This window comes from Aggregatibacter actinomycetemcomitans DSM 8324 (genome assembly GCF_000372365.1).
Taxonomy (GTDB): Bacteria; Pseudomonadota; Gammaproteobacteria; order Enterobacterales; family Pasteurellaceae; genus Aggregatibacter; species Aggregatibacter actinomycetemcomitans.
The window spans coordinates 64,193-88,908 of sequence record NZ_AQUU01000002.1 but is presented as its reverse complement, the minus strand read 5'-3'; the positions used below and the strand labels follow the sequence as shown (position 1 = coordinate 88,908).

Below are 24,716 nucleotides of genomic sequence, written 5' to 3'. Positions count from 1 at the left end.
AGGTTCTTACCGTGTTTTTTACTTCAACGGTCTAAACTTTACCTGACTGTATTGCAGGATTCGCAGCAAGTTTTGTTGCTGATTCACTTCTCCGCATTGTTGTTTCAGTTGGATGAGATTCATGCGTAAATGTTGTAGGCGGTGGATGTGTTTGGCAATGTCTTGAATATGTCGATCGAGCAATTGATTGATTTCCGCTTTTTGTTGTTCGGAAGCACTTTCCAGGCTCAACAGCAATTTGATTTCTTTAAGAGACATATCCAAGGAGCGGCAATAACAAATAAACGACAGGCGTTGCAAATGTTCGTCCGTGTATAAACGAAAACCGCCGGCGGAACGGGGCGGGCGAGGCATCAAGCCTTTTTGTTCGTAAAATCGAATGGCTTCCACGCTACACCCTACAGCTTTGGCTAACTTCCCTATTTTCATGTTATCTCCGTAAAAACGTCCGTGAAAACGACCGCACAAAAAGCAACGCCTTTTGAACGTCGTCTATGTCGGACCCTGCAATCAAACCAGCCTTGATTGTGAATACTTTTAGGCACCGCGGCGAAATTCGGGGTTGATGTAAAAGGTTAATTGCGTGATTTCCGGCAAATGTTGCTGAATTAAACGTAATAATTCCTGCTGACGAAACAAAAAACTTTGCCGCACCATGGCATTCGCCACTTCAATGCGCAAACTGTTTTGTTCTATATTGGCAATGCGATACAAATCCTTGAACTCGGGCGGGAAAAATCCGTTAACCTGTTGGTTTAGTTCATTTAAGCGAATGCCTTTTTGCACGATTTTTGCCAACGGAGAATCCTGTAATAATGTTTGAATATTTACCGGTTTTTGATAACGCATCGCCTTGTTTTCCGCCTTTTCGCCCTAATATTTATGACATTGTAGCGAATTTCCGCTACAATACCGACAATTTTTTGATATTGAGATCCTTATGATAATTTCTCACAAAAGCAAACATCATTTTTGGTCGCAACTGCTGCTTGGCATGCTTGCGATTTTTGTTTTGCCTGTCGGTCAGGAACTGAATTATTCCTCTTCCGTCGGCAGTGAAAATTATCAAAACGCCCAGCAACAAAACGCGCCGCAGATTTTAACCACCGTTGCGTTGCTGCAACAAACCAGTCAGCAGCAACACCAACCGCAACATGCGCCGTTGGAAGCTGAAAATCTTCCGCAAAATGAACCGCACTTTGCGCGTTCGCCTTTCGTTCCCAATGCACCGATTCGTGCCGGACCTCAATTTATTTAACTTCGATCTTTGTATATTCCGTCGTTTAATTCGTTAAACGATCTCATTTATCTATTTTTAAAAGAAAAAATTATGCTTAGAACTATTGCAACTAAAATCTTCGGCAGCCGTAATGATCGTATCTTACGCCGCCTCAATAAAATCGTCGTTAAAATTAATAAATTAGAACCGGAATTTGAAGCCTTAAGCGATGAACAGCTGAAAGCCAAAACCGCCGAATTCCGTGAGCGTTTAGGCAAAGGTGAAACCTTGGAAAGCCTGATGCCGGAAGCCTTTGCTACCGTGCGTGAAGCCAGTAAACGTGTGCTGGGCATGCGTCACTTCGACGTGCAACTTATCGGCGGCATGGTGCTTAACGATCGTTGTATCGCGGAAATGCGTACCGGTGAAGGGAAAACCTTAACCGCCACCTTGTCTTGCTACCTTAACGCCTTACCGGGCAAAGCGGTACACGTGGTGACCGTGAATGACTACTTGGCGCGCCGCGATGCGGAAACCAATCGTCCGTTATTTGAATTTTTGGGCATGACCGTAGGCGTAAACATTCCGGGCTTGTCACCGGAAGAAAAACGCGCAGCATACGCAGCGGACATTACCTACGCCACCAACAGTGAATTAGGTTTCGACTATTTACGTGACAACCTGGCGCACTCGCCGCAGGAACGCTTCCAAAAAGATTTATATTATGCGCTGGTGGATGAAGTGGACTCCATCTTAATTGATGAAGCACGGACCCCATTGATTATTTCCGGTCAGGCAGAAGACAGCTCCGAGCTTTACATCGCCATTGATAAATTGATCCCAAACCTGATTAAACAAGACAAAGAAGACACGGAAGAATATCAAGGCACCGGCGACTACACCTTAGATTTGAAAACCAAACAGGCACACTTAACCGAGCGCGGTCAGGAAAAATGTGAACAATGGTTGATTCAACAAGGCTTCATGAAAGACACCGAATCTCTTTATTCACCGTCAAAAATCACTTTACTCCATCATGTCATGGCGGCATTGCGCGCTCACACGCTGTTTGAGCGCGATGTGGATTACATCGTCAAAGACGGAGAGATCGTTATCGTGGACGAACACACCGGTCGTACCATGGCGGGTCGTCGCTGGTCCGATGGCTTACACCAAGCCATTGAGGCCAAAGAGGGCGTGCGCATTCAAAGCGAAAACCAAACCGTCGCCTCCATCACTTACCAAAACTATTTCCGTTTATACGAAAAATTGGCGGGTATGACCGGTACGGCAGATACGGAAGCCTTTGAATTCCAAAAAATTTATGGTTTGGAAACGGTGGTCATTCCAACTAACCGTCCGATGATTCGTGACGACCGCACCGACGTCATGTTTGAAACGGAAGAATATAAATTCAACGCCATTATTGACGACATCAAAGATTGCGTAGCGCGTCAACAACCGGTATTGGTGGGAACAATTTCCATCGAAAAATCCGAATTGCTTTCCAACGCATTGGATAAAGCGGGAATCAAACACAATGTGCTGAACGCCAAATTCCACGCGCAGGAAGCAGAAATCGTAGCGAACGCCGGCTATCCGGGTGCTGTGACCATTGCCACCAATATGGCGGGGCGTGGTACCGACATCGTGTTGGGTGGTAACTGGAAAGCAGAAGTGGATAAACTGGAGAATCCGACAGCGGAACAAATCGAAGCCATTAAAGCAGCATGGCAGGAACGCCATGACATCGTGAAAAATGCCGGTGGGTTACACATTATCGGCACCGAACGCCACGAATCCCGTCGTATCGACAACCAGCTACGCGGTCGTTCCGGCCGTCAGGGCGACCCGGGTTCCTCCCGTTTCTACCTGTCCTTGGAAGATGCGTTAATGCGCATTTACCTCAATGAAGGCAAGCTCAACATGATGCGTAAAGCCTTCAGTAATACAGCTGAAGCCATGGAATCCAAGCTGCTGGCGAAAGTAATTGCTTCCGCACAAGCGAAAGTGGAAGCGCATAACTTCGACGGACGTAAAAACCTGCTTGAATTTGACGATGTGGCAAACGATCAACGCCACGCCATTTACGAGCAGCGTAACGAATTACTGGAAAATGACGATATTTCAGAAACTATTGATGTGATTCGCCGGGATGTGTTCAACAGCGTGATCGATCAATATATCCCGCCGCAATCTTTGGAAGAGCAATGGGATATTCCTGCCTTGGAACAGCGCTTGAAACAAGATTTTGCCTTGGATTTGCCAATCAGAAAATGGCTGGATGAAGACAATCATCTGCACGAAGAAACCCTGCGTGAGCGCATTATTCAATCCGCTGTGGATGAATACAAACGCAAAGAAGAATTGGCGGGCGAACAAACTATGCGCAACTTTGAAAAAGGCGTGATGTTGCAAACCTTAGATGAGCTTTGGAAAGAACATTTATCCGCCATGGATCATTTGCGTCGCGGTATTCATTTACGCGGTTATGCGCAAAAAGATCCGAAACAGGAATACAAAAAAGAGTCCTTTCAAATGTTTACGGAAATGTTGGATGCCCTGAAATTAAGCGTGGTCACCACCTTAAGTCGCGTTCAGGTTCGGACTTCGGAAGAAATGGAAGAAGCGGAACGTTTGCGTCAGGAGCTGGCACAACGTGAAGCCGCCGCCATGCAGTATAACAACGACGAATCGCAAGGGGCGCAACAGGGTACGGAAGAACACCATAAAATTGGTCGTAACGAGCCGTGCCCGTGCGGTTCCGGCAAGAAATACAAACATTGCCACGGCAGCCGGGCCAGACATTAATGGCGTGAGATAAAGTGCGGTAAAAAACGCTGGCATTTTTGACCGCACTTTTCGCTTTCAATTTAAAGGAAACCACATGAGCAAACAGCTTGTACAGGTTGCAGCCGGGATTATTCGCAACGAATTCGGACAAATTTATTTAACTCAACGTCTGGAAGGACAGGATTTCGCGCAAGCCCTGGAATTCCCCGGCGGGAAAGTGGATAAAGGGGAAACGCCGGAACAGGCGCTTAAACGCGAGCTGGAAGAAGAAATCGGCATCGTGGTGCTAAATGCTCAATTGTTAGAACGCTTTGAATTTGAATATCCCACTAAAGTCATTACATTCTTTTTTTATCTGGCGGAAGAATGGGTCGGTGAACCGTTCGGGCGGGAAGGACAAGACGGTTTCTGGTTAGCACAAAACGAACTGGATGCCGGACAATTTCCGCCGGCAAATGCCAAATTAATTCAACGACTGTTGGCGGAAAGTGGAGATTAACTATCCGTAGAAGATCAGGCCAAATCTGACAAACCACAATAAAAAGTGAGAATTTCCCGTTTAGAAACAGCCGCAACTATTTTTACTGGAGAACTACCAAAAACTAAAGATAAATTATCAATTTCGCTCTCTCTCATTTTTTCCTCGTATTTTACTAAATAAACTATTTATTCTTTCTTTAAATGAATATAAAACCAGTATTCCCAAATAGATATAAAATATTTGCAAGTCAAATATATCTGATAGAATTCTTGCTATAAAATATATTAACAGGCAAAAAAGAGTAAATTGTATGAAATTTTTCACTTGTTTTCCTCAATATAAGTAATATTGTATTTAATAATCGTCTATATTCTAATTCAAGATATTCCATCTGAGCTTTATTGATGCCAAATTAATTCGACGACTGTTGGCTGAAACCACAAAAGCAAACATCGCAAATGCGGATAATAAAGTAGCTAATAACACAATGAAATCCCTATCAATTATGGCTAACCGGTGAATCTCACCGATAAATCTTCCAGTTGTTGCCAAATATCATCGCTAAATTCCTGTTTCGCACAGCGCTCCACATCGGCGAGTTGCTGAAAAAAAAGATAGAGTTTACGGTAGGTTAAACGTTGCACCGCTTGAGTAAACAATGAACGGCGGTTTTGCCATACTTTCAGGCGATCAAACTGTTCACGCAGTTGATCGGTGGGTAAAGGCGAGTCAAGGGATTGGGGTTGTTCCGGTTTACTGATCTCCAGTAAAGTCATTAAATCGCGCTGCAACGTGCGCAGGAGAATAATCGGCTGAACATCTTCATCTTTTAAACCGGTGAGAATTCGGCGGGCGCGATTCCCTTTTCCGCCTAAAATCGCATCAACCCATTGGAACGGGGTAAATACTGAGGACTGTTCCACCACGCTATTCACGCGGGCAAAAGTGAGTTTACGATCAGGATAAAGCAAATCCAGTAATTGCAGTGTTTGCTTGAGTGCCAACAGGTTGTTTTCGTAGCTGTAACACAACAACTGCACCGCTTCTTGTTCAATGCTTAACCCCAACATCTTCGCCCGATTCGCCACCCAGCGGGGCAATTGTTCGGCATTGGGGGTTTGACAGTTGACCAATACCGCCTGCGGTTCATACTGATTCGCCGCCATAAACCACGCCTGCTTTTCAGCGGCTTTAGTGAGTTTGGCTAAACGGAAAATCGCTAGCACATCGGGCTGAAGCAACGAAATGAATTCGGATAAGTTTTTCTGTAAAAGTGCGGTCGCATTTTCAGGTAAATCTAAAATAATGAGCTGTTTATTGAAAAATAAGCCCATGGATTGCACCCGCTCGAATAAATCATTCCAGTCGGTGGAGGCATTAATGTCCAGTTCAACTTTTTCATCGAATCCCTGCTGAAGCGCCGCTTGGTAAATTCCCTCAGCGCTTTCATTGAGCAACAACGGATCTTCACCCACCAGAAAATACACGCGGGCTAAATGCCGTTCCAGTGACGAAGCAAGCTGTTCAGGAAATAGCCGATTCATTATTTATCTTTAATTTGATGCTGTAAGGCAACCATTTTGTTAATTAACTGGCGTGCCGCCTGCTCGCGCATATCCTGCCAAATCACGTCTTTTTCCGCCGATTTCGCCAACGCCGCACGGGAGTTATCAAAGAACGTACGATTCACGCGGGTGGAAATCGGGAAACTGTCCTGATTCGGCAATTTTACGCTGGCGTCTACTTCCAGAATCAGTTGTTTTTCCGCTTCTCGCCCCTGTTTGAAAATGGACACCACTTGGTCTTTGGTAAAAATGCCGTTTAAGCGCAACACCGGCACGTTTGTCTGATCTTCTACCAGCGTCACGTTATTTAGCTGCAACTGACGGCGCATGACGCGTGCCATATCACTGTAAGGATCGCTGCTTTCTAGACGCAGGGTTTGTAATTCTTTCGGAATCAATTCGCCGTTTTGGAAATGAAATCCGCAAGCGGAAAGCCCAAAAACGGCAGCGGCCAGAAGTAAGGTTTTGACGTGTTTAAGCATAAAATCACCTTAAAGATTATTCATAAGCGCATTAGTTCGCTTATTCACCCCTTCGGGGAGGTTGACAGAACCGATGTTCAAAAAAACGTTGTTTTTGCCAACCGCACTTTGATGTAAAGTGCGGTCATTTTTTCGATTAGATTATTGTGGTTTCACCACCACGTTGAGTAATTTGCCGGCAACGTAAATCACTTTCACAATTTGCATTCCGTCGGTAAAGCGTTTGACATTTTCATCGGCAAAGGCAACCGCTTTCACCCTGTCTTCATCGGTATCCCCCGCCACGGTTACTTTGCCGCGCACTTTACCGTTCACTTGCACTACGATGAGTTTTTCATCTTCAATCATCGCTTCGGCATCGGCTTCCACCCAAGGGGCGAAATCAATAATGTCCTGATTGCCGAGTTCTTGCCATAAATGGAAGCAAATGTGCGGGGTAATCGGGTAAAGCATACGAACCACCGCGCTCAAGGCCTCCGCCATCATGGCGCGATCTTGTTCGTCGTCCAACGGCGCGCGGGTGAGTTTGTTCATCAACTCCATAATCGCCGCAATAGCGGTATTGAAGGTTTGACGACGACCGATGTCATCGCTCACTTTCGCGATGGTTTTGTGTACGTCACGACGCAGAGCCTTTTGGGCGGCGGAAAGTGCGGTCGGATTTAACGGCGTTTTTGCCGGATTTTTGTTGTATTCAAACACCAAATTCCACAAACGCGCCAAGAAACGTTTCGCGCCTTCCACGCCGGACTCCTGCCATTCTAAAGTCATTTCTGCCGGGGAGGCGAACATCATGAACAAACGCACGGTGTCCGCGCCGTATTTTTCCACCATTTCCTGCGGGTCGATACCGTTGTTTTTGGATTTCGACATTTTGGTCATACCGGCATGTACCAGTTCATGTCCTTCGTCATCCGTCGCTTTGACAATACGCCCTTTGTCATCACGTTCTAATGTAACGTTGGTCGGTGAAACCCAGATACGCTCATTGGTCGGGCTGGTGTAATAGAACGCGTCCGCCAACACCATGCCTTGACACAACAACTTGTTCGCCGGTTCATCGCTGGTGACAAAGCCGGCATCACGCAGCAATTTATGGAAGAACCGGAAATATAATAAGTGCATGGTGGCATGTTCGATACCGCCGATATATTGATCTACCGGCAACCAGTAATTAGCTTCTTCGCTATTCAGCATACCTTGTTGATATTCCGGGCAGGTGTAACGGGCGTAATACCAGGAAGATTCCATGAAGGTGTCAAAGGTGTCCGTTTCTTTCAACGCCAGTTTGCCCTGATAGGTGGTTTTCGCCCATTCGGGATCCGCTTTAATCGGGCTGTTCACACCGTTCATCACTACATCTTCCGGTAGGATAATCGGCAAATCTTTCATTGGTGCCGGCACCACATCGCCATTTTCCAAGGTCAGCATCGGAATCGGTGCGCCCCAATAACGCTGACGGGACACGCCCCAGTCGCGCAGGCGGTAGTTCACTTGGCGTTTACCCATGCCTAACTGTTCCAATTTATCGGCAATGCCGCTGAACGCCGCGCCAAATTCCAAACCGTCAAATTCGGCGGAACGAATGAGTTTGCCGTGTTCGGTAAAGGCTTGTTTGGTTAAATCGATTTCTTCGCCATGAATCGGTTCAATAACCTGTTTAATCGGTAAACCGTATTTTTGTGCGAATTCATAGTCGCGCTGATCGTGCGCCGGCACCGCCATGACCGCGCCGGTACCATAGTGCATTAAGACAAAATTCGCCACCCACACCGGCAACAATTCGCCGGTTAGCGGGTGCACCGCATACAAACCGGTCGCCATGCCTTTTTTCTCCATAGTGGCAATGTCTGCCTCGGCAACTTTGGTATTTTTCGCTTCCTGAATGAATTGCGCCAATGCCGGATTATTCTGCGCCGCCAGCGTGGCTAACGGATGGGCCGCTGCCACCGCCACATAGCTGACGCCATAGAAAGTGTCAGGGCGGGTGGTATAAACCGCGAGCTTCTCGTTGGTATCTTTAATGTCAAAGGTGATTTCCACCCCCTCGGAACGCCCGATCCAGTTGCGTTGCATGGTTTTCACCGTTTCCGGCCATTGTGGTAACTCATCTAAGCAATTAAGCAACTGCTCGGCGTAATCGGTGATTTTGATAAACCATTGCGGAATCTCTTTTTGCTCCACCGGCGTATCACAACGCCAGCAACAACCTTCATGCACCTGCTCGTTCGCCAACACGGTTTTATCGTTCGGACACCAGTTCACGGTAGAGGTTTTTTTATACACCAAGCCTTTTTTATATAGCTCGGTAAAGAACCATTGCTCCCATTTGTAATATTCCGGGCGGCACGTGGTTACTTCGCGATCCCAATCGTAACTGAAACCCAACAGTTGCAACTGGTTTTTCATGTAGGCAATATTTTCGTAAGTCCATTTCGCCGGAGCGGTATTATTCTTCACCGCCGCGCCTTCCGCCGGCAAACCGAAGGCATCCCAGCCCATCGGCTGCAACACGTTCTTGCCAATCATACGTTGATAACGGGACACCACATCGCCGATGGTGTAATTGCGTACATGCCCCATGTGCAAACGACCGGACGGATACGGCAGCATGGAAAGACAGTAATATTTTTCTTTGTTGTTATCTTGTACTGCTTTGAAAGTTTTATTGTCCTGCCAGAATTTTTGCACTTCCGGTTCAAGCAAATCAGGACGATATTGCTCTTGCATAGAAAATCACCTTAAAAATAGACCGCACTTTTCGGCGGGTTTTAACTTGGAAAATACGGCATAGAATAGCCTAAAACGGGGAAAAATAACAGAAAGTGCGGTGGGAATTTTGGATATTTTTCACGGCTTAAGCTGATGACAAGCCTCATACAACGGCAATAAATCACGAATGCTTTCAACGATAAATTGCGTTGCGTCCAATTTATCCAAATCGGCTTTTTCCGCATTGTGTCCGATGCACCAAAAATCCTTGTCGGAACGCAAGGTTAGATCCTGCTGCGTGAATTGATTCACTTGGCGAACATCATCGTATTCGCTTTCATCGCCACGCCAAATATCGAAATCGGCAAAACGGGCAAAATCAAAATTTTCCAGCCATTGATTATATTGCTGCACATTAATTTGCGAACGATCGGCGCAATAACAATGCCAGTCCAGACTGACCGATAAACGACGTCTGTTTAGCAACACCGACAAAATCGCCGCGGAATTGAGGTGATATTCATATTTAAAATAGGCGAAAAAATGCCCGCGCACCTGCCAGCCGTTCGTCCAGCTTTCAATATGCGGTTTGGCAAAGGGCGAACCAAGCGCCGCGGAAACCTGCAAAATCGTCGCTTTCCAGTTGTCCCAATGGGCTTTGTAATCCGCCTTAATGCGCGGAATCTCTTCCGGACAAAATTTTTTCATTTGGGCGAATTGGAAGAAGGGAATGTTGAAAAGATCGCAGGCGTTGGCGTTAATTAGATTCACTAAGATCATCCTTTTTTATTTAATTGCTTACTGAATAACCTCAAAGCACTGCAAAATAACCTGTTTAAAGGCATCATTCGTTACCGCCCAATCCACAATATCCACTTTCCACGGCAAATCCGATTCGGAGAAAGCCTCCGTTAAATTTGCCAAAGTTTCCAGCGAAAGTGGCGATTCGCCAATAATTGCCAAATCCAAATCGGAATACGTTTTGGCATTTCCTTTCACGCGCGAACCGAACGCCCAAGCCGAATGATTCGGGATATGTTGTTGTAAAATCGCTTTAACGATTTGCAGTTCTTGTTCAGTGATGGTGAGCATGTAAGCGTTTTTGTAAAAATTGCGCTTCCCGCAAAAAATCCGGAATGCCGGATACCACGAGAATTGCCGTTTCTTCATCATAAGTATGACTGGTGCGACTACGCATTTCACGATATTGCTTCCAGTTTTGCCAATTTCCCAGCAACAAACCTCTTTCATTACCCGTACGAATCAGATCTTGAAACGTCATAGTGTCAATTTGCTCGGGATTCGCTTCGGTGTATTCCAGAAAGCGCTTAAGCATTTTATGGCTGATTTCATAGGTAAATTCAAAACGTTGAATCAAACCGTCGCGAATTTGTATATCTGTGATATCCGATTGATAACGCACTAATCCTTCAGCTAAACGGTTAATCGCATTAGTCAATGGTGTCAAGTCCAGTTCTGTCATCATACTTTCCTAAAAAACACGATAATTTTTATTCATAAGCTCACCTGTTCGCTTCTTCACCCCTGAAGGGGCCGTTGGCTGAGCCAACGTTTAAAAAGCGTTGCTTTTTTTCACCGCACTTTGAGTGAAATATTGCTTGTCTTCCCAACGTAGCATGGTTAAGCGATTGCCCCAGACGCAGCCGGTATCGAGGGCGTAAATGTTCGGCGGAGTGGTTTCATCCACTAAACTTGCCCAATGACCAAAAACAATATTTCCCGTTTGATACAGCGGATTATCCAAGGCAAACCAAGGTGCAAGCGCTTTCGGCGCGTCCTTAATTGACAGCTTGCAGGCGAAATCCAACCGATGATCGAGATAGCAAAAACGCATACGGGTGAGCACGTTGATGCTGTAACGCAGGCGGTCCAGCCCCTGTAAATGCGGCGACCAACGATCGGGCTGTTCGGCATACATATTTTCCACCAGATAGCGATAATTGCCGTGGCGTAACACATTTTCCACTTCATTGGCGCAGACTTTGGCGGCGGTCAAATCCCAATCGGGCGAAATCCCTGCATGCACAAGCACGAAATTCTGCGCGGGGTTGTGAATCAACAAAGGCTGGCAACGCAGCCAGTTCACCAGTTCAAAGAAATCTTCGGCAGCAAAAATGGCATCTACGCGATCGCGCGGTTTAATTTTTTTCACCCCAAGTGCGGTGGAAATAAAATGTAAATCGTGGTTGCCTAACACGGTACGCGCCGCATTTCCCAAGGATTTCACCAGACGCAGGCATGCCAAAGAGTTATCTCCGCGCGCCAGCAAATCGCCCGTTAAATACAGCGTATCCTGCGCGGGATCAAAGCGTACCCTTTCCAACAGCATTTGAAATTCATCATAGCAACCGTGCAAATCGCCGATTAAATATGTCGCCATTTTTGACCGCTCTTTTTACTCGTCCGAATCCGTCACATCCTCTTTATTCACATCCGCCGGCGGATTGTCCGCCAACCAGTTCGCCAACCGCGCATAATCGGCGATGCTGAGATTTTCCGCGCGGGCATTCAAATCGATCCCAAGTGCGGTCAGATTTCCCGCTGAAAATAACCCCGAAAAAGCATTGCGTAAGGTTTTACGGCGCTGATTGAACGCTTGTGAACACACACGATTGAGCCAATATAAGTCTTTCACCGGGTGCGGCAATGTGGCGTGCGGAATCAAACGCACCACCGCCGAATCCACTTTCGGCACCGGTTTAAACGCACTCGGCGGCACTTCCAGCACCGGCATAACCTGACAGAAATATTGCGCCATAATAGTCAGTCGTCCGTAAGCTTTGCTGTTCGGTGCGGCACACAGGCGTTTCACCACTTCTTTCTGCAACATGAAATGCATATCTTGAATAATGTGGTGATAGTGAAACAAATGGAACATTAACGGCGTGGAAATGTTGTAAGGCAGGTTACCGAACACGCGCAGTTTTTGTCCCTTCTCCGCCAGCTGTTCCTGTTCATAAAGAGCGGAAAAATCGAACTGCATGGCGTCGGTTTCGATAACTGTAAACTTTTGATTTAAAAACGGATGGTGGCGCAAACGCTCCGCCAAATCACGGTCAAACTCCAGCACGGTCAGATGCTCCACCTGTTCCGCCACAGGCTCCGTCAACGCGCCCAAACCGGGACCGATTTCCACTAAAAACTGATTCGGCTGCGGATAAATTGCCGCCACGATATTTTGAATAACGTTGTTGTCATGCAAAAAATTCTGCCCGAACCGCTTACGCGCCGTATGGCCTAAATGCTTTTTTGAATTCATTGAATAGGATCTTATAAAAATAACGAAAAGTGCGGTGTATTATAAAGCAAAATCCCGACCTTAGGGTCGGGATTTCGGTTAATTTATGTATTTAATATCTGCTCGTTTACGCAGTGCCTGCACCCAGTCGAGTGCGGAATCCTGTAATTGTTGATTGACAATTTGCTCGTAGGCTTTTTGGCGATAGGCATCTTCCGTACGATCCGCCTGACGGGTGTTGGTCACTTCCAGAATGTGCCAACCGAATTCGGTTTTAAACGGCGCGCTGATGACGCCCGGTTTGGTGGTGCGCACCGCTTGGTTAAACGGACCGACGTACATTTCCGGAAAGGCATAACCCAAGCTACCGCCGTTGGCGCCGGACAAATAATCTTTGGAATATTTCAACGCGGCATCGGCAAAGGTGGTTTTACCGACAATGATGTCCGCTCGGATTTGTTCAAGTTGCGCCTTGGCTTGTGCATCATTTAATAACGGGTTCAGTTTCAGTAAGATATGACGTACTTCATATTGCGTGTCGGAGATCTGAGCTACGCTGCCCTTGGCTTTCGCTTCATCCAACATTTTCTTGGCAAGCACTTCAACCTGTTCGCGGGACACATCCACACTTTGGCTGATAGCGTGGTTACGCACTTCGGACATCATCACCTGCTGTGCAATTTGCTGACGATAAGCGCGATAGCTAATGCCCTGATAATCCAATGCATCCAATAATTGACCGAAAGTTAAGCCGTTTTGCGCTGCAATGCCTTCAATAATTTGATCGATTTGCGCGTTATTTACTTTCACGTCGGATTCTTTCACCGCCTGGTCCACCAGAATATCATCGATGACTTTATTTAGTGCCGCCTGACGATCATTGGTTTTCTTATTGATCGCACTCTGCACCTGACTTTCCAATATGGGAATGCCATTAACGGTAGCGACCACTTTTTCCTCGGCGTGAACATGGGCAGCTAACACAAAAAAGCCGATTGCGGCAAACAAAACAGATTTTAAATTCATCTTCATTAATATTCCGTTATAGGGTTTAAAATTATTGGTTAGATTATTAATTTAGCTAAAGGTTCACAAACTTTATTTGGACAGCAGCGCTACTTCATAGCATTGGTCGAACTTCATGGTGCGCACCTGAATATTTTCGCTTCGACTGGTCGGCACGTTTTTTCCCACATAGTCGGCGCGAATCGGCAATTCACGATGACCACGGTCCACAAAGATCACCAATTCCACTTTCGCCGCCCGCCCGAAATCAACCAAGGCATCCAATGCCGCGCGAATCGTGCGACCGGTAAACAGTACATCATCCACTAAAATCACTTCTTTGTGTTGAATATTAATAAAATCCGACGCGCCACTGTAAACCGGCACTTGATCTTCCTGTACATGTTCAAGATCATCGCGATAAAAGGTAATATCCAAGTCAAAAGCGGGAATGTCGGTTTGCGTTAACAATTTAATTTTATTCTTAATCAGTTCCGCAATTTCCGCTCCCCGCCGTTTAATTCCGACAATAACTAAATTATCTAAATATTGGTGTTTTTCAATGATTTCATGAGAAATACGGGAAATGGTTCGAAGGAACTGATTTTCGTCAATAATGATTTTTTCCATAAGGTTTGCGAATGTGTTGTGTTGAAGACTAAGATGCAGGCTACAATATCACAAATACGGTGAGTTTTCTTTACTTGTATCAAGCAAACCACCAAAAGAAACGCAATAAAAACCGACCGCACTTTTCCAAAGAAAAAATCAGTGTCCCACCACATTCGCCTCAACCACAACCCGCTCGCCGTTATCAAACATCAATTCCAATGGAAACTTTTCTCCCGCCTGTAACGTTTTCGCGGCTTCAAACACCATAATATGCAAGCCGCCGCGTTTTAATTGCACGTTGCCGTTGGCAGGAATTTCAATGCCGGACAAGGTGAGCATTTTGCCATGTTGCGTACCGTGCAATTCAAGACGCGCCGCCCGGGGGCTTTGTGCGAAAGCAAGATTAACCGGTTCCCTGCCGTCATTGTGTAAATTCATGAAAATTGCCGAAGGTTCATCAGGGCTTTGGGTGGCGAAGACAGTGGCGTTTTCTACGCTGATTTTTGCGCTCACACAGAAGGGCAAAAGTGCGGTTAAAATTAACGGCGTTTTTAAAATAGCTTGCATGGTTTTCTCCTTTTTCATGTTGGTCGGCGGTGCCGATTACCTTTAAACTATAACAGAAAAATGCTATATTAGCGCCCGATTTCCCGATGACTCAATTCAATTTAAAACCCCAATGGCAAATTATTACGACATTACCCTCGCCCTTGCCGGCGTATGCCAGGCGGCAAAATTAGCTCAACAACTGGCGTTAAACGGCGAAGCCGATCAACAGGCGCTGGAAATTTCCCTGAACAGCTTATTGCAAACTGCACCGCAAACCACGTTAGATGTATTCGGTGGCGCTGAGAACCATCTGAAACCGGGCTTAACCACCCTGTGTGAGCAACTCAACGGTAGCGAACCGGAACTTGGGCGTTATTGGTTGAGTTTGTTGGCATTGGCAGGAAAATTGAATAAAACCCCGGAGGCCAAGCAGGAACTGGCGCGTCGCGTGCAATATTTACCGACACAACTGGAACACTATCATTTGCTGGATGAACAAATGTTATCCAACTTCGCCGGCATTTATGTGGATGTGATCAGCCCGCTGGGTCGTCGTATTCAAATCACCGGCGTCACTCAATATTTGCAACAAGTGGGCACGCAAAATCGCATTCGTGCCGCCTTGTTAGCCGGCATTCGCGCGGCGATTTTATGGCAACAGGTGGGCGGCACCAAATGGCAGTTGTTGTTCTTTCGGGGCAAAATCGCCGCCACCGCACAACAAATTCTCTCTTCTCTTTAATTTAACTCATGGAGCTTCACGCTATGCAACTCAGCGCATTAACCGCACTCTCCCCCATTGACGGACGTTATCAGGATAAAACCGCCGAATTACGCAGCATTTTCAGCGAATTCGGTTTATTAAAATTCCGTGTAACGGTAGAAGTTCGTTGGCTGCAAAAACTGGCGGCGACCGCACAAATCACGGAAGTGCCTTCTTTGTCGCAGGAAGCAAACGATTACCTTGACAGCATCGTAGAAAATTTCAGCATAATTGATGCACAACGCATTAAAGACATCGAAAAAACCACCAATCACGACGTAAAAGCGGTGGAATATTTCCTCAAAGAAAAAAGCGCAGCGTTGCCGGAATTGGCGGCAATCAGTGAATTTATCCATTTTGCCTGCACATCCGAAGACATTAATAACCTGTCCCACGCCCTGATGTTAAGCACCGCGCGGGATAATGTGCTGTTACCGGCATGGTTAAATTTAATCGAAAAAATCACCGCACTTGCCGAGCAATATAAACGCATTCCGCTGCTTTCCCGCACACACGGACAGCCTGCCTCACCGACCACTGTGGGCAAAGAAATGGCAAATGTGGTATATCGTTTAAGACGCCAATATAAACAATTACAAACGCTTGAAATTTTGGGCAAAATTAACGGCGCGGTAGGCAACTATAACGCCCATTTATCCGCCTATCCAAACATTGACTGGCATAAATTAAGCGAAGAATTCGTTACCTCTTTGGGGGTGACCTGGAACCCGTACACCACCCAAATCGAACCCCATGATTACATTGCCGAGCTGTTTGATTGCGTGGCACGCTTCAACACCATCATTATTGATTTCGACCGCGACCTGTGGGGCTACATCGCCTTAAATCACTTTAAACAACGCACCCTCGCGGGCGAAATCGGCTCCTCCACCATGCCGCACAAAGTCAACCCGATTGACTTTGAAAACTCCGAAGGCAACCTTGGCTTGGCAAATGCCGTGATGGCGCACTTAGGCAGCAAACTGCCGATTTCCCGCTGGCAGCGCGATCTTACAGATTCTACCGTGTTACGTAACCTCGGCGTGGGCTTGGGCTATTGTTTAATCGCCTATGCGGCGACACAGAAAGGCATCAGCAAACTGGAAGTGAATGAAGCCCATTTACGCGAAGAATTGGATCAAAACTGGGAAGTGCTTGCCGAACCGATTCAAACCGTGATGCGTCGTTATGGCATTGAAAAACCATACGAAAAACTGAAAGAATTGACTCGTGGCAAACGCGTGGATGCCCAAGCCATGTTTGATTTCATTGAGAAATTAGCCATCCCAGCGGAAGAAAAAGCCCGCCTGCAACAACTTACCCCTGCCGGCTACATCGGTGCCGCTGTGGAGCTGGTGGAAAAACTGTAAACAACAAAAAGGACGTATTCAATGCGCTCTTAAAAACACCGCAGAAAATAACCGCACTTTATGGCATGAAGAACGGATAATAGATGGTTTTAGAAGAAAAGTACGTGAAATTAAAATGGGTGCGGTTGTTTTTTCCGGCGTTTTTGCAATGATTTATCCATGTGATATGAGGTTATTTAATCCAAGCCACTTTGTGGCTTTTACAAGAGAGGAGAAACAATATGAACAATATCAAAGGTAAAGTCGTGATTATCACCGGCGCCTCTTCAGGCATTGGTGAAGCCACCGCATACAAATTAGCTGAAAACGGCGCGAAATTGGTGTTAGGCGCGCGTCGTGAAGCGAAGCTGCAAGCCATTGTGGACAACATCACGGCAAAAGGCGGCGAAGCGATTTATCGTGTCACCGACGTGGTGAAAGCGGAAGATAACGCTGCACTGGTTGAACTCGCAAAAGCAACCTTCGGCAAAGTGGACGCGATTTTCTTGAACGCGGGCTTAATGCCGAACTCACCGCTTTCTGCGCTGGAAACCAACAATTGGAATGCCATGGTGGACGTAAACATCAAAGGCGTGTTAAACGGCAGCGCGGCGGTATTACCAACCTTTGAAGCACAAAAATCAGGGCATATCTTGGCGGTGTCTTCCGTGGCCGGCTTGAAAGTGTACCCGGGTGCAAGCGTTTACTGCGGTACCAAATGGGCGGTGAAAGCGATTATGGAAGGTTTGCGTATGGAATCGGCGCAAGCAGGCACCAACGTTCGCACGGCAACTATTTATCCTGCGGCAGTGCAATCCGAATTGGTGGATCACATCACCAACGAAGATACTTCAAAGGGTTACCGAGAGCTTTACGATACCTTTGAAATTCCTGCCGAACGCGTGGCAAATGTAGTGGCATTTGCACTTTCACAACCGGCAGATACCAATATTAGTGAATTTACCTTAGGGCCGACCACGCAGCCTTGGTAATCGCTTAAAATATCGAAAAAATTAACCGCACTTTAGTAACTTTCATAATGAAAACTCAAAGTGCGGTTTGTTTTTGGAGAGTTTTTAACATCGCTTTAACTCCCGCCGCACTGTTATTTTGGAATCTCCGGCATCATTTTTGCCACAGCCTGTACAGAACCTAAGGCTTTTGCTTGTTGGTAAAAGGCAACTTTATATTCCAATAAGCTCAAATAACGTTTCAATTCTGAAATTTGTTGCTTCACGTTTTGGGTTTGATTTTCAAAAAGGGCAAGGCGTTCTTCAATAGTGCTATTGCCAATAGTTGTGCATTTGGCAAAGCGTTTAATGTCTTTTAAACTCATGCCTGTGTTTTTTAAACATTGCAGCAGGCTAAGCCATTGTAAATCGTTGTCGGTGAAGCGGCGATTGCCGTGTTCATCACGCCCCACATTCGGCAGTAAGCCTTCTTTATCGTAAAAGCGTAATGTATGGGCGGAAATGCCCATTTTTTGGGCGGCTTGTGCGGTGGTGTAGCTCATTTTTTCTCCTTTAAGACTAAAAATGTGAAAAAAATGCTTGCATTAGAGTAAACTCTAAGGTGTAAACTGCCTGTCATCTTGATGAATCAAGCAGATTGCGTCAAGTTCATTTTATCAATTAGTTATGAAGGAATAGCGATGGAAATTAAAAGCATTAAATCTCGCGCTGCGGTGGCATTTGCGCCGAATCAACCGTTACAAATTGTTGAAATTGACGTAGAAATGCCGCGCAAAGGCGAAGTGTTAATTCGCAACACCCACACGGGCGTTTGCCATACCGACGCGTTCACCCTTTCAGGGCAAGATCCTGAAGGCGTATTCCCTGTGGTGCTCGGTCACGAAGGCGCGGGCGTGGTGGTGGCTGTGGGCGAAGGCGTAACCAGCGTGAAAGAAGGCGATCACGTGATTCCACTTTACACCGCAGAATGTGGCGAATGCGAATTTTGCCGTTCAGGAAAAACTAATTTATGCGTGGCGGTTCGCGATACCCAAGGCAGAGGCTTCATGCCTGATGGTACCACGCGTTTTTCTTACCAAGGTCAGCCAATTTATCACTACATGGGCTGCTCAACTTTCAGTGAATATTCGGTGGTGGCCGAAGTGTCTTTAGCAAAAATCAATCCTGAAGCCAACCACGAACACGTTTGTTTGCTCGGCTGTGGCGTGACCACGGGGATTGGCGCGGTACACAACACCGCAAAAGTGCAGGAAGGCGATTCTGTAGCGGTGTTTGGTTTAGGCGCGATTGGTTTGGCGGTGGTGCAAGGCGCCAGTCAAGCGAAAGCAGGTCGTATTATTGCCATTGATACTAATCCCGCTAAATTTGAATTGGCAAAACAATTCGGCGCGACCGATTGTTTAAACCCGAACGATTACGATAAACCGATTAAAGATGTGTTGTTAGACATCAACAAATGGGGCATCGACCATACCTTTGAATGTATCGGCAACGTAAACGTGATGCGCCAAGCCTTAGAAAGCTCACACCGCGGCTGGGGGCAATCGATCATTATTGGTGTGGCCGGTGCGGGACAGGAAATTTCAACCCGTCCATTCCAATTAGTGACTGGGCGTGTATGGAAAGGTTCGGCATTTGGTGGCGTGAAAGGTCGCACCCAATTGCCAAAAATGGTGGATGATTCGATGAAAGGCGAAATTGATTTAAAACCGTTCGTGACTCATACCATGACATTAGATCAAATCAACAAAGCCTTTGATTTGATGCACGAAGGTAAATCCATTCGTACCGTGATTCACTATTAAAAAACGGCTTGATTATGGAAAAAATTGAACAACACCAAAGTTTTGGTGGCGAGCAACAAGTTTGGACGCATTTTGCCCAAACTTTACAATGCGAGATGAAGGTGGCGGTTTATTTGCCACCTAATCCGGAAAATCGACCGCTTGGTGTGATTTATTGGCTTTCTGGCTTAACCTGCACCGAGCAAAATTTCATCACCAAATCAGGTTTTCAGCGTTATGCCGCAGAACATCAAGTGATTGTGGTCGCGCCAGATACCAGCCCGCGTGGTAAAGAAGTGCCGAACGATGCAGCGTATGATTTAGGGCAAGGTGCTGGGTTCTATTTGAACGCAACCCAATCGACTTGGCAGACGCATTATCATATGTATGATTACATTTTAAATGAATTACCAAGCTTGATTGAGCAACATTTCCCGACCAATGGCAAGCAAGCCATTATGGGACATTCCATGGGCGGACATGGGTCATTGGTGTTGGCATTACGCAATCCTGAGCGTTATCAAAGCGTATCGGCGTTTTCCCCGATTCTTGCGCCGAGCCTCGTGCCTTGGGGAGAAAAAGCGTTTTCGGCATATTTAGGCGAAGATCGTAAAAAATGGCAGCAATATGATGCCAACTCGCTCATCAAACAAGGTTTTAAACTCAAAGAGATGCGGATTGATCAGGGGCTAGACGACGAGTTTTTAGCGACACAATTACGCACCGAAGAGTTTATCGAAACCTGCCGTAAAGCCAATCAACCTGTGGACGTACGTTTCCACAAAGGCTACGACCATAGCTATTATTTCATCGCCAGTTTTATTGGGGAACATATTGCGTATCATGCGCAGTGTTTAGCTGATTAACAGCTCTAGCGAGGCTAAATTTTCCATCAAAGTGCAGTGAAATGAAGCGTTCATATCCCTTATTATTTAAGGAATTTTAATGAGTCTATTCATGAAAATCATCAAATGACTCATGATTTTGGCGCAGCGGGCTAGGTGTTTTTAAACTATCACCCTGTTTGGGGCAGCACACCTGATGCTGCAAGCCTTGCTAAAATGTAGGCGGCACGAAATTTAACAATCCGAAAGTACTCCCTGTGCGTACTGCCACAAAAGAAGAGCAAACCTCATTGCTCGGTTGGGCATGGAAAATGATCAACCCCTCCCACGGGCAAATTCGACCTAGACAATCACTCGTGAAAAAACCGATTGTTCGATTCACCAAATCCACTAACGAAGCAGGCTTTAATATTTCTACCCCACGCATCGGGCAGATTTTCCAAATCAACGCCGAGCTGCGAAAAGAAGCTTGGTGGGAAAGCGTGAAATAATCCCCCTCTGAAAGCAAAGCCCCATACGCGGTGTATGAGGTTCTTTTTATAGCCAGACGTTGTCTGGCTATAACAAAAGTGCGGTCATTCTAAAAAACGTTTTTTAAAATGACCGCACTTTTTTGTTTTCATGATGGTTGAGGGTGATAGCTAACGTCTGAACATTCCGCCTAACCCGCCAAGTCCGCCGCCCATTAAGCCTTGCATACCACGCATCATTTTCGCCATGCCGCCTTTGCGCATTTTCTTCATCATGCGTTGCATTTCGTCGAATTGTTTGAGCAATTTGTTGACATCTTGTACCTGCGTGCCGGAGCCGAGGGCAATACGGCGACGACGGGAGCCTTTGATAATGTCGGGATTAGCACGTTCTTTTAAGGTCATGGAATTGATGATGGCTTCCAATTTGTTGAACATTTTGTCATCCACTTGATTTTTCACATGATCCGGCAGGTTTTTCGCGCCCGGTAATTTTTCCAGCATGGACATCATGCCACCCATTTTTTTCATTTCGCGTAACTGTTCGCGGAAATCTTCCAGGGTAAAATCGTCGCCTTTCTTAAATTTTTGCGCCATTTTTTCCGCTTTTTCGCGGTCAACGGAGCGTTCCAAATCTTCAATTAAGGAAAGCACGTCCCCCATGCCGAGAATACGTGATGCTACGCGATCGGGATGGAAAGGCTCCAACGCATCGGTTTTTTCGCCCACCCCAAGGAATTTAATCGGTTTGCCGGTAATTTGACGAATGGATAACGCCGCCCCGCCGCGCGCATCACCATCCACTTTAGTGAGGATCACGCCGGTGAGCGGGAGCGCTTCGTTAAAGGCTTTCGCCGTATTCGCCGCGTCCTGACCGGTCATGGCGTCCACGGTGAACAGGGTTTCGACAGGGTTTAACGCCGCGTGAACCTGTTTGATTTCGTCCATCATTTCGCCGTCAACGTGCAAACGACCCGCCGTATCCACGATCAGCACATCGTAGAATTTCAGTTTGGCTTCCGCCAATGCCGCTTTGGCAATCTCCACCGGATTTTGTTTCACATCGGACGGGAAGAAATCGGCATTTACCGCTTGGGCAAGGGTTTCCAATTGCTTGATCGCCGCCGGGCGATACACGTCGGCAGAGACGACCAACACTTTTTTCTTGTGGCGTTCACGCAAAAATTTTGCCAGTTTCCCTACGCTGGTGGTTTTCCCTGCCCCTTGTAAGCCCGCCATTAAAATCACTGCCGGCGGTTGCGCGGCTAAATTCAGGCTTTCGTTGGCTTCGCCCATCGCCGCTTCCAGTTCGGCTTGGACGATTTTGACGAACTCCTGCCCCGGCGTGAGGCTTTTGTTCACTTCCACACCGATGGCGCGTTCTTTCACTTTATTAATAAAATCACGTACCACCGGGAGCGCCACATCGGCTTCCAGTAACGCCATGCGCACTTCGCGCAGCGTGTCTTTAATGTTATCTTCGGTTAAACGCCCGCGTCCGCTAATGTTGCGCAGGGTTTTGGAAAGACGATCGGATAAATTTTCAAACATAATATTGCCTGTGGTTAAATCGGAAAGAGGTTATCGGTAAAATGCCGTTCATTATACTGAAATTCGGCGCGTTTTCACCCTTGAAATAAAGTGATAGCGATTTTAACCCGATATCGCTAGAATAAAACGCCAACGAAACATGGGATAATATTTATGTGGATTGCTGTTTTATCAATTATTTTTTACTTAATCAGCGTGTTGTTTATCACGCCGATGTTATTAACGTCGCAGGTCAATGGCGGGCAAACCCAACCTAAAAAAACGCCGTTTTTTCTGACCGCACTTTTCGCCATTATTTGCCATGTTTTCACTACATTCCCGCTGCTTAACGATCTGGCAAACGGACAAGCCTTCACCCTGATGGAAGTGGCGTCATTGATGAGCGTGATTATCGCCTCTTTAGCCACACTTGCCATGTTGCGGGTGAACAGCATGTGGTTTGTGTTGCCAATTGTGTATTGCTTTTCCATGGTTAATTTGGTTTGTGCCACTTTTATTCCAAGCCATATTATTCAGCTGTTGAATCAAAACGGTTCCATGTTATTTCATATCGGCTTGTCCATTTTTGCCTACGCGGTATGCTGCATCGCCACGTTATACGCCATTCAACTGGGCTGGATTGACCGTCGCTTAAAAGCCAAAAAAATGCACTTTTCGCCGATGGTGCCGCCGCTGATGACGGTGGAACGCCATTTTTTCCGTTTATTGGTAAGCGGTGAAATATTGCTGACGCTGACCTTGATTTCCGGCTCCTACCATTTGATGCACGCTATGACGCCCGACAATCTTCATAAAGGAGGATTTTCATTGCTCGGTTGGATCGTGTTCGGCATTGCGATTCTGGGGCATAAGAAATACCGCTGGCGTGGAAAAAAGATGATTATTTATGCGATTTCGGGTATGATTTTGCTCACGATTGCTTACTTTGGTAGTCGATTGATTGTGTAAAATCAAAGGATGAGAGAAAAGTGCGGTGAGTTTTTCCCGCATTTTTTATTTTCAATTAATGCAAGGATTTCCCATTGGACAGTATTCCCCTTAGTACGTTATTTATCATTTTAATTGTGTGTTTGGTGCTTTCCGCCTATTTTTCCGGTTCCGAAACCGGGCTACTTTCCTTAAATAAATACCGCCTGCGCTTCTTATCCGAGCAAGGGAATAAAGGCGCGAAAAAAGCGGAAAAACTGTTGGCCAAACCGGATAACCTATTAAGTTTTATCCTTATTTTCAATAATCTTGTTAATGTCAGTGCTTCCGCCATCGCTACCGTGATCGGAATGCGTTTATACGGCGATGCAGGTGTGGCGATTGCCACCGGGCTATTGACCTTCGTCATGCTGATTTTCTCCGAAATTTTTCCAAAAACTGTAGCGGCGATGCACCCGGAAAAAGTGGGCTTGACCACCAGCCATTTATTAATCCCGCTGATCAAAATCTTTTCTCCGTTAGCTTGGGTCATGAATCTGTTCACTAAAACCTTAATGCGTTTGGTGGGCTTAAAACCGGCGCTGAAAAAACAGGTTATCAGCCGTGAAGAATTACGCAGTATCGTCAGCGAAGCGGGCGAAGCCACGCCGGATGAGCAACATCCGCAAATGTTGTTGTCTATTTTGGATATGGATACCGTCACCGTGGACGACATTATGGTACCGCGCAATGAAATCGGCAGTATTGATATTGATGATGATTGGAAGGCGATTATGCGCCAGCTCAACCATGCGGCGCATAACCGCGTGGTGTTATACAAAGGCAGCATGGATGAAAATGTGCTCGGTATATTGCGGGTGCGCGAAGCCTTCCGTTTGTTATTGGAAAAAAATGAGTTTACCAAAGAAACGCTGATTCGTGCCGCCGACAAAGTGTATTTTATTCCGGAAGGGACGCCATTAAAAGCACAGTTGGCGAATTTCCGCCAACGGAAAGAACGTATCGGTTTAGTGGTAGATGAATACGGTGATATTAAAGGTTTGGTGACACTGGAAGACATTTTGGAAGAAATCGTGGGCGAATTTACCACTTCCAACGCACCGACTATTGATGAAGAAGTTACTCAACAATCAGACGGTTCCATTATTATTGATGGCTCTGCTAATTTACGCGACTTAAATAAAATGTTTCACTGGAATTTGGATACGGATGAGGCTCGTACATTTAACGGTTTGATTTTAGAGCATTTGGAAGAAATCCCACACGAAGGCACAGTCTGTGAACTTAATGGCTTGCAGGTTACCGTGTTGGAAGTGAGTGAGAATATGATTAAGCGGGCGAGGGTCATTAAATTATAAGAATTTGTGTTTACGTAATCA

Annotated in this window: 27 protein-coding genes; 12 read left to right on the top strand and 15 right to left on the bottom strand. The window is 46.3% G+C overall.

Features of this window, described 5'->3' with window-relative positions; translation table 11 throughout:
• Window positions 1-18: 18 nt before the first annotated feature.
• Window positions 19-429 carry a MerR family transcriptional regulator gene (locus A3CS_RS0101600; RefSeq protein WP_005544990.1) on the bottom strand — a complete coding sequence of 137 codons (411 nt, stop codon included), beginning with the start codon at window positions 427-429 and terminating at the stop codon, window positions 19-21.
• A gap of 108 nt (window positions 430-537) precedes the next feature.
• Complete coding sequence (locus A3CS_RS0101595; RefSeq protein WP_005544992.1) at window positions 538-849, bottom strand: DciA family protein; 312 nt, start codon at window positions 847-849, stop codon at window positions 538-540.
• 91 nt (window positions 850-940) lie between these two features.
• On the opposite strand from A3CS_RS0101595, the gene secM reads away from it, so the two are divergent.
• The 3 genes from secM (at window position 941) to mutT (ending at window position 4,511) form a co-directional block, all read left to right on the top strand.
• Window positions 941-1,258 (top strand): secA translation cis-regulator SecM, encoded by a 318-nt coding sequence (secM, locus tag A3CS_RS0101590; protein WP_005544997.1) that lies wholly within the window; start codon window positions 941-943, stop codon window positions 1,256-1,258.
• Window positions 1,259-1,330: 72 nt separating this feature from the next.
• Entirely contained in the window at window positions 1,331-4,030 is a 2,700-nt protein-coding gene (secA, locus tag A3CS_RS0101585; RefSeq protein ID WP_005544999.1) for a preprotein translocase subunit SecA, read from the top strand.
• A gap of 76 nt (window positions 4,031-4,106) precedes the next feature.
• Window positions 4,107-4,511, top strand: a complete 405-nt coding sequence (gene mutT / locus A3CS_RS0101580) for an 8-oxo-dGTP diphosphatase MutT (RefSeq protein ID WP_005545001.1) — start codon at window positions 4,107-4,109, stop codon at window positions 4,509-4,511.
• Window positions 4,512-5,002: 491 nt separating this feature from the next.
• Here mutT and holA read toward each other — a convergent pair whose 3' ends face one another.
• From holA to A3CS_RS0101525, 11 genes are all read right to left on the bottom strand, one after another.
• Window positions 5,003-6,037, bottom strand: a complete 1,035-nt coding sequence (gene holA, locus A3CS_RS0101575; protein WP_005545003.1) for a DNA polymerase III subunit delta — start codon at window positions 6,035-6,037, stop codon at window positions 5,003-5,005.
• Entirely contained in the window at window positions 6,037-6,540 is a 504-nt protein-coding gene (gene lptE, locus A3CS_RS0101570; protein ID WP_005545005.1) for an LPS assembly lipoprotein LptE, read from the bottom strand. Before lptE ends, holA begins: the two co-directional genes overlap by 1 nt.
• A gap of 141 nt (window positions 6,541-6,681) precedes the next feature.
• Window positions 6,682-9,270 carry a leucine--tRNA ligase gene (leuS, locus tag A3CS_RS0101565; protein WP_019518172.1) on the bottom strand — a complete coding sequence of 863 codons (2,589 nt, stop codon included), beginning with the start codon at window positions 9,268-9,270 and terminating at the stop codon, window positions 6,682-6,684.
• Between the two features lie 120 nt (window positions 9,271-9,390).
• Window positions 9,391-10,032: an HI_0552 family protein gene (locus A3CS_RS0101560; RefSeq protein ID WP_005545009.1), complete on the bottom strand. Its 642-nt coding sequence runs from the start codon at window positions 10,030-10,032 to the stop codon at window positions 9,391-9,393.
• Window positions 10,033-10,050: 18 nt separating this feature from the next.
• A complete protein-coding gene (locus tag A3CS_RS0101555) occupies window positions 10,051-10,344 on the bottom strand; it encodes a nucleotidyltransferase family protein (protein WP_005545011.1) in 294 nt (97 codons plus the stop codon).
• Window positions 10,328-10,735: a nucleotidyltransferase substrate binding protein gene (locus A3CS_RS0101550; protein ID WP_005545013.1), complete on the bottom strand. Its 408-nt coding sequence runs from the start codon at window positions 10,733-10,735 to the stop codon at window positions 10,328-10,330. Before A3CS_RS0101550 ends, A3CS_RS0101555 begins: the two co-directional genes overlap by 17 nt.
• 90 nt (window positions 10,736-10,825) lie before the next feature.
• Complete coding sequence (apaH, locus tag A3CS_RS0101545; RefSeq protein WP_005545015.1) at window positions 10,826-11,653, bottom strand: bis(5'-nucleosyl)-tetraphosphatase (symmetrical) ApaH; 828 nt, start codon at window positions 11,651-11,653, stop codon at window positions 10,826-10,828.
• 15 nt (window positions 11,654-11,668) lie between these two features.
• Window positions 11,669-12,532: a 16S rRNA (adenine(1518)-N(6)/adenine(1519)-N(6))-dimethyltransferase RsmA gene (gene rsmA / locus A3CS_RS0101540; RefSeq protein ID WP_019518171.1), complete on the bottom strand. Its 864-nt coding sequence runs from the start codon at window positions 12,530-12,532 to the stop codon at window positions 11,669-11,671.
• 78 nt (window positions 12,533-12,610) lie between these two features.
• Window positions 12,611-13,537, bottom strand: coding sequence for a peptidylprolyl isomerase (locus A3CS_RS0101535; RefSeq protein WP_005545018.1), 927 nt, complete (start codon window positions 13,535-13,537; stop codon window positions 12,611-12,613).
• 72 nt (window positions 13,538-13,609) lie between these two features.
• Window positions 13,610-14,146 (bottom strand): bifunctional pyr operon transcriptional regulator/uracil phosphoribosyltransferase PyrR, encoded by a 537-nt coding sequence (pyrR, locus tag A3CS_RS0101530; RefSeq protein WP_005539986.1) that lies wholly within the window; start codon window positions 14,144-14,146, stop codon window positions 13,610-13,612.
• A gap of 138 nt (window positions 14,147-14,284) precedes the next feature.
• A complete protein-coding gene (locus A3CS_RS0101525) occupies window positions 14,285-14,695 on the bottom strand; it encodes a copper chaperone PCu(A)C (protein ID WP_005545022.1) in 411 nt (136 codons plus the stop codon).
• Window positions 14,696-14,807: 112 nt separating this feature from the next.
• On the opposite strand from A3CS_RS0101525, the gene hflD reads away from it, so the two are divergent.
• From hflD to A3CS_RS0101510, 4 genes are read left to right on the top strand one after another with little or no spacing between them, the layout of a single operon-like run.
• On the top strand, window positions 14,808-15,419 hold the full coding sequence (gene hflD, locus A3CS_RS0101520) for a high frequency lysogenization protein HflD (protein WP_019518170.1): 612 nt from the start codon (window positions 14,808-14,810) through the stop codon (window positions 15,417-15,419).
• Window positions 15,420-15,442: 23 nt separating this feature from the next.
• Entirely contained in the window at window positions 15,443-16,810 is a 1,368-nt protein-coding gene (gene purB, locus A3CS_RS0101515; protein ID WP_005545025.1) for an adenylosuccinate lyase, read from the top strand.
• Window positions 16,779-17,051, top strand: coding sequence for a hypothetical protein (locus A3CS_RS1000000111275; RefSeq protein WP_080630340.1), 273 nt, complete (start codon window positions 16,779-16,781; stop codon window positions 17,049-17,051). The genes purB and A3CS_RS1000000111275 overlap by 32 nt, the downstream gene beginning before the upstream one ends.
• A complete protein-coding gene (locus tag A3CS_RS0101510; RefSeq protein ID WP_005545027.1) occupies window positions 17,032-17,781 on the top strand; it encodes an SDR family oxidoreductase in 750 nt (249 codons plus the stop codon). Before A3CS_RS1000000111275 ends, A3CS_RS0101510 begins: the two co-directional genes overlap by 20 nt.
• A 113-nt stretch (window positions 17,782-17,894) precedes the next feature.
• On the opposite strand, the gene A3CS_RS0101505 is transcribed toward A3CS_RS0101510, so the two are convergent.
• On the bottom strand, window positions 17,895-18,302 hold the full coding sequence (locus tag A3CS_RS0101505; RefSeq protein WP_005545029.1) for a MerR family transcriptional regulator: 408 nt from the start codon (window positions 18,300-18,302) through the stop codon (window positions 17,895-17,897).
• 138 nt (window positions 18,303-18,440) lie between these two features.
• On the opposite strand from A3CS_RS0101505, the gene A3CS_RS0101500 reads away from it, so the two are divergent.
• The 3 genes from A3CS_RS0101500 to A3CS_RS01000000110770 all read left to right on the top strand — a co-directional run bounded on the left by A3CS_RS0101500 (window position 18,441) and on the right by A3CS_RS01000000110770 (window position 20,880).
• Complete coding sequence (locus tag A3CS_RS0101500) at window positions 18,441-19,565, top strand: S-(hydroxymethyl)glutathione dehydrogenase/class III alcohol dehydrogenase (RefSeq protein ID WP_005545031.1); 1,125 nt, start codon at window positions 18,441-18,443, stop codon at window positions 19,563-19,565.
• 14 nt (window positions 19,566-19,579) lie between these two features.
• The gene (fghA, locus tag A3CS_RS0101495; protein WP_005545034.1) at window positions 19,580-20,410 is read left to right on the top strand and encodes an S-formylglutathione hydrolase; all 831 of its coding nucleotides are present in this window, start codon (window positions 19,580-19,582) and stop codon (window positions 20,408-20,410) included.
• A 236-nt stretch (window positions 20,411-20,646) separates the two neighbouring features.
• Window positions 20,647-20,880 (top strand): hypothetical protein, encoded by a 234-nt coding sequence (locus A3CS_RS01000000110770; RefSeq protein ID WP_005575064.1) that lies wholly within the window; start codon window positions 20,647-20,649, stop codon window positions 20,878-20,880.
• A gap of 150 nt (window positions 20,881-21,030) precedes the next feature.
• On the opposite strand, the gene ffh is transcribed toward A3CS_RS01000000110770, so the two are convergent.
• Window positions 21,031-22,410 (bottom strand): signal recognition particle protein, encoded by a 1,380-nt coding sequence (ffh, locus tag A3CS_RS0101485; protein WP_005545039.1) that lies wholly within the window; start codon window positions 22,408-22,410, stop codon window positions 21,031-21,033.
• 153 nt (window positions 22,411-22,563) lie between these two features.
• Between ffh and A3CS_RS0101480 the strand changes: the two genes are divergently transcribed.
• Both A3CS_RS0101480 and A3CS_RS0101475 read left to right on the top strand, forming a co-directional pair.
• On the top strand, window positions 22,564-23,358 hold the full coding sequence (locus A3CS_RS0101480; RefSeq protein WP_005545041.1) for a cytochrome C assembly family protein: 795 nt from the start codon (window positions 22,564-22,566) through the stop codon (window positions 23,356-23,358).
• A gap of 74 nt (window positions 23,359-23,432) precedes the next feature.
• Window positions 23,433-24,695, top strand: a complete 1,263-nt coding sequence (locus tag A3CS_RS0101475; RefSeq protein ID WP_005545044.1) for an HlyC/CorC family transporter — start codon at window positions 23,433-23,435, stop codon at window positions 24,693-24,695.
• Window positions 24,696-24,716: the final 21 nt, after the last annotated feature.

Bases quoted from the DNA above. Each gene is read 5' to 3' on its own strand.
- pyrR (WP_005539986.1), bottom strand. From the start codon at position 14,146: ATGGAAAAAATCATTATTGACGAAAATCAGTTCCTTCGAACCATTTCC.
- A3CS_RS0101600 (WP_005544990.1), bottom strand. From the start codon at position 429: ATGAAAATAGGGAAGTTAGCCAAAGCTGTAGGGTGTAGCGTGGAAGCC.
- A3CS_RS0101535 (WP_005545018.1), bottom strand. From the start codon at position 13,537: ATGAATTTAAAATCTGTTTTGTTTGCCGCAATCGGCTTTTTTGTGTTA.
- A3CS_RS0101500 (WP_005545031.1), top strand. From the start codon at position 18,441: ATGGAAATTAAAAGCATTAAATCTCGCGCTGCGGTGGCATTTGCGCCG.
- secM (WP_005544997.1), top strand. From the start codon at position 941: ATGATAATTTCTCACAAAAGCAAACATCATTTTTGGTCGCAACTGCTG.
- A3CS_RS0101480 (WP_005545041.1), top strand. From the start codon at position 22,564: ATGTGGATTGCTGTTTTATCAATTATTTTTTACTTAATCAGCGTGTTG.
- A3CS_RS0101550 (WP_005545013.1), bottom strand. From the start codon at position 10,735: ATGACAGAACTGGACTTGACACCATTGACTAATGCGATTAACCGTTTA.
- mutT (WP_005545001.1), top strand. From the start codon at position 4,107: ATGAGCAAACAGCTTGTACAGGTTGCAGCCGGGATTATTCGCAACGAA.
- hflD (WP_019518170.1), top strand. From the start codon at position 14,808: ATGGCAAATTATTACGACATTACCCTCGCCCTTGCCGGCGTATGCCAG.
- leuS (WP_019518172.1), bottom strand. From the start codon at position 9,270: ATGCAAGAGCAATATCGTCCTGATTTGCTTGAACCGGAAGTGCAAAAA.
- fghA (WP_005545034.1), top strand. From the start codon at position 19,580: ATGGAAAAAATTGAACAACACCAAAGTTTTGGTGGCGAGCAACAAGTT.
- A3CS_RS0101595 (WP_005544992.1), bottom strand. From the start codon at position 849: ATGCGTTATCAAAAACCGGTAAATATTCAAACATTATTACAGGATTCT.
- A3CS_RS0101525 (WP_005545022.1), bottom strand. From the start codon at position 14,695: ATGCAAGCTATTTTAAAAACGCCGTTAATTTTAACCGCACTTTTGCCC.
- lptE (WP_005545005.1), bottom strand. From the start codon at position 6,540: ATGCTTAAACACGTCAAAACCTTACTTCTGGCCGCTGCCGTTTTTGGG.
- A3CS_RS0101555 (WP_005545011.1), bottom strand. From the start codon at position 10,344: ATGCTCACCATCACTGAACAAGAACTGCAAATCGTTAAAGCGATTTTA.
- A3CS_RS0101560 (WP_005545009.1), bottom strand. From the start codon at position 10,032: ATGATCTTAGTGAATCTAATTAACGCCAACGCCTGCGATCTTTTCAAC.
- apaH (WP_005545015.1), bottom strand. From the start codon at position 11,653: ATGGCGACATATTTAATCGGCGATTTGCACGGTTGCTATGATGAATTT.
- secA (WP_005544999.1), top strand. From the start codon at position 1,331: ATGCTTAGAACTATTGCAACTAAAATCTTCGGCAGCCGTAATGATCGT.
- purB (WP_005545025.1), top strand. From the start codon at position 15,443: ATGCAACTCAGCGCATTAACCGCACTCTCCCCCATTGACGGACGTTAT.
- holA (WP_005545003.1), bottom strand. From the start codon at position 6,037: ATGAATCGGCTATTTCCTGAACAGCTTGCTTCGTCACTGGAACGGCAT.
- rsmA (WP_019518171.1), bottom strand. From the start codon at position 12,532: ATGAATTCAAAAAAGCATTTAGGCCATACGGCGCGTAAGCGGTTCGGG.
- A3CS_RS0101510 (WP_005545027.1), top strand. From the start codon at position 17,032: ATGAACAATATCAAAGGTAAAGTCGTGATTATCACCGGCGCCTCTTCA.
- A3CS_RS0101505 (WP_005545029.1), bottom strand. From the start codon at position 18,302: ATGAGCTACACCACCGCACAAGCCGCCCAAAAAATGGGCATTTCCGCC.
- ffh (WP_005545039.1), bottom strand. From the start codon at position 22,410: ATGTTTGAAAATTTATCCGATCGTCTTTCCAAAACCCTGCGCAACATT.